A 3,524-nucleotide genomic window follows, 5' to 3' on the forward strand; every position below is an offset into this window, starting at 1 on the left:
TATAGTTTACAGGGTTTAAAAGTTCAAATTGTTTCAATAAATGGTTAAAAAGCTCCAAATAGTCTGTTGAAAACCCCCTCTATAAACCTCTCCAAGATTCGTGAGGGTCTTTAAAACCGCTATACCCTTATATTAAAATAGGGTAAAGTTTATAGTATTTTGTTATTAACAAAAATACTTTTAAAACATCCTTATCCTCATAACACTTCCTATGGCATAGTTTTGTTATGCAAGTAATCCTGTAAAATCAGAACAGCGTACATTGAATAAATTTGTGGAACTGCGATTGGGCATTTTAAGAGTTATTAGCATTAACTCTCAAAATGCCCTTGGAGTAAGACTTGGATATAAACTATAAGAAATTCGTTCTTATATTGTATAGTTTATAGAGATAGCCATGTACTCAATTTCAAAAATATATTAATAGCAATTATGAGTTCCATAAAAGTTACTATGTTGGGCGAAAGCTTGGAGCGACAAGGTGGAATAGTTTCTGTGGAAAAGCTCATTCTTGAAGGAACTACCTCTGATATTCAAATTAAACACATTGCTACTTTACCGAATGGTTCTGCTGTCCATAAAGTGTTTGTGTTTTTGCAAGCAATATGTGAGTTATTTTGGAACTTATTAAACAAAAAAGTTGATTTAATTCATATCCATGTTTCATCTAGAGGTAGTGCTTTTCGTCATTCAATCACTACTCTTATTGGTTGGCTATTTCAAAAACCAGTAATTATTCATACTCATAGTTCTGATTTTCATTTGTTTTACTCTAAACTACCTCAATGGCTTAAGCAGTGGCTAAGTTGGTCATTTTGTAAATGTACCTGTTTCATTGCTTTATCAAATAGCTGGAAAAATTTCTACATTGAGAATCTTGGTTTGAAGCCAGAGCAAGTTATTGTTCTCCCTAACCCGGTAAAAATTCCCGCACAAATCCCACAGCGGATAGGTTCCAACCAGATATTTTTCTTATTTTTAGGGCGTATTGGTGAGCGCAAAGGTGCATTTGATTTAATTAAAGCATTTGCTTCTATACCTGTTGCTCAACAAAGCCAAGCCAAGCTAGTTATGGCGGGCGATGGAGATGTAGAACAAGCTCGTAGTTTGATCCCAACTCTAAATCTGATTGACTCCATCACTATTCTTGATTGGGTAGACCAAGAAAAACGTGACGAGCTTTTAACTAAAGCTGATGTATTGGTATTACCTTCTTACAACGAAGGTCTGCCTATGGCACTGCTAGAAGCAATGAGTTGGGGTTTGCCGGTTATCACTACCCCAGTGGGAGGAATACCCGAAATAGTTACTCAAAACCAGAATGGTTTATTAGTTAATCCTGGGGATATCCAACAATTGTCAGAGGCAATGCGATCCTTAATTACAGACGAGAATCTGAGAATATCTCTGGGAAATAATGCAAGAGTTGGAGTTAAACACTTGGATATAAATAATTATATGACATCTTTGAAATGTATTTATGCAGCAGTTTTAGATTGAAAGCCGTCATGATGAAAATAAGTTTTAGTTCTACCGTTCTCCTGATGTTAAACTGAATTAGGATATGTTATTAAATACTAAACTTAAAACTACCCAATTACGTTCTGTAGGATAATAAGCGCTGAAAAGTAGGAATTTAATATTAGTAAAAATCAAGAGAGCAATAGAGGTATTATCGTTTTGCTGTTTGGATTTGTTTAAAGTTGGTATGCTGGCTAATAAATTGAGGTGCAGAAATGAAAAATTTTCCTGAAGTAAAATTGTTTGATACAAGATTCCATAAAGTTAAAGTACAAGAATTAGTTGATTATTTAATAGAAGCCGCAAAAAGCCAAAAAAAGACAGTTGTAGGACATGTGAATATCAGAGCAATGAATTTCGCTTATGAAAAATCTTGGTATCGAGATTTTTTGAATAAGGCTGATTTAGTATTTTGTGACGGATTTGGTGTAATGGTAGGAGCTAGATTCAACGGTTATTCAATGCAATCTGCACATCGAATGACAGCACCAGATTACATAGAAGATTTAGCATTAAAGTGCGATCGAGAAAACCTTTCTTTATTTTTGTTAGCTGGAAAACCTGGCGTAGTAGATAAGGCAATTACTAAGTTAGGATCAATTGCGCCTAATTTACGCGTACAGGGACATCATGGTTATTTTGATAAATCAGGAAAAGAGAATGATTTGGTAATAAAAAAAATTAATAAATTCCAACCGGATATTTTATATATTGGTTTTGGAATGCCATTACAGGAACGCTGGATTTTAGATAACTTCAATAAAATTGAAACTACTGTATTTTTACCTTTAGGTGCTTGTCTAGATTTTTATACTGACTCTATATATCGCGGGCCGCGTTGGCTGACTGATAATGGTCTGGAGTGGTTAACACGCTTAATTACTGAACCCACTCGTCTAGCAGACCGTTATCTTGTAGGCATTCCATTATTTTTTTATCGTGTAGTTAAACAGCGAATCACTCAAGGAATGATAACAAATCGCTAAATAAATTTTTCTAAATTTCGCGTTTGTTATGACCATGACTGGTGAAAAGTGGCCAATTGTTTCCCCTACCTCTGCGGCCAAGACTAGAATTAGAATTGACGTGACATTCTCCTAATAGCCAAAGTGCCAGACTCTCTGCCATTAAGCGATCGCTATCTTGCCTTAATCGATGAAATTGTCGAAACCACACTCAAGGGCAAGATTAGCTCTGTAGAACAGGTGTATCAAATGCTGCTTAAAGGGATTACTTCCGGTACAGGGGAAGTCTTTGAGCTAGCTTTGAGCGATCGCCTGAATTCCCTCCAAAGCCAAGTAGATAGAGAAAAAGACGAACTCAAGAAAGCCAAGGCGACTCGCAGTTTGAGAGCCATTAAGACTATTCAAAGTCAATGGCAGCGCTGGCAAGAGCAAAATAAAGCCACAGAAGCGATCGCCTTTGCAGCTACAGAAATTACCACAGCCCCTGCTGGCGAGCGTCTAGCGACATTTATCCGGGTTACTGACCCGAATCAGAAGTATCCGCTAAATTTACAACAGTTACAGCAGTTATCAAAAGCATTGCAGCAATTTGCTCAGGCAGATTCTGATTTACAACAATTTTCTGAAGGGATTACCCGTGGTTTAGCTTCTTGGCAGCGATTGCAAGACAACTTGCTCAGTTGGATGTACGAGCAAAAAGAATCTTTGGGATTTGGCGGCGTACCGGGAGAAAGTGGCCCTTGGGCAAGTTGGGCTAAACAACTCAATAGTGAGTTACCCAAAACACTACTTCGCACCTTAGCTAGGGAAGAATCCGCAATTGAGTTTGCCGAGCGACAACGGGGGATTACCCTTAGAGATTGGGTGGAAATGGCATTGATTTTACAGTTCTTGCAACGGGGACTAATTAACTGGTTTGACCAACAAGCTTACGATGTGAAAGCGGGGCCAAAGTTGTCCATTTCCACTTTTTTGACCTTTGCAGTGATTTGGAGTCAATTAGCAAGTGGTTTTAGGAGCATTGGGACAGTATATAGC

Annotated in this window: 2 protein-coding genes and 1 pseudogene; all 3 read left to right on the top strand. The window is 37.5% G+C overall.

The features are described 5' to 3' along the window. The first annotated feature begins 432 nt into the window (after positions 1–432). Positions 433–1,500, top strand: coding sequence for a glycosyltransferase family 4 protein (locus IQ229_RS18560; protein ID WP_194046239.1), 1,068 nt, complete (start codon positions 433–435; stop codon positions 1,498–1,500). 236 nt (positions 1,501–1,736) lie between these two features. Continuing rightward, the gene (locus IQ229_RS18565; protein ID WP_194046241.1) at positions 1,737–2,507 is read left to right on the top strand and encodes a WecB/TagA/CpsF family glycosyltransferase; all 771 of its coding nucleotides are present in this window, start codon (positions 1,737–1,739) and stop codon (positions 2,505–2,507) included. Between the two features lie 123 nt (positions 2,508–2,630). After that, positions 2,631–3,524 (top strand): annotated as a pseudogene (locus tag IQ229_RS18570) (tetratricopeptide repeat protein); the annotation flags it as partial.

The sequence above is a fragment of the Nostoc cf. edaphicum LEGE 07299 genome (assembly GCF_015207245.1).
Classification (GTDB): Bacteria; Cyanobacteriota; Cyanobacteriia; order Cyanobacteriales; family Nostocaceae; genus Nostoc; species Nostoc edaphicum_B.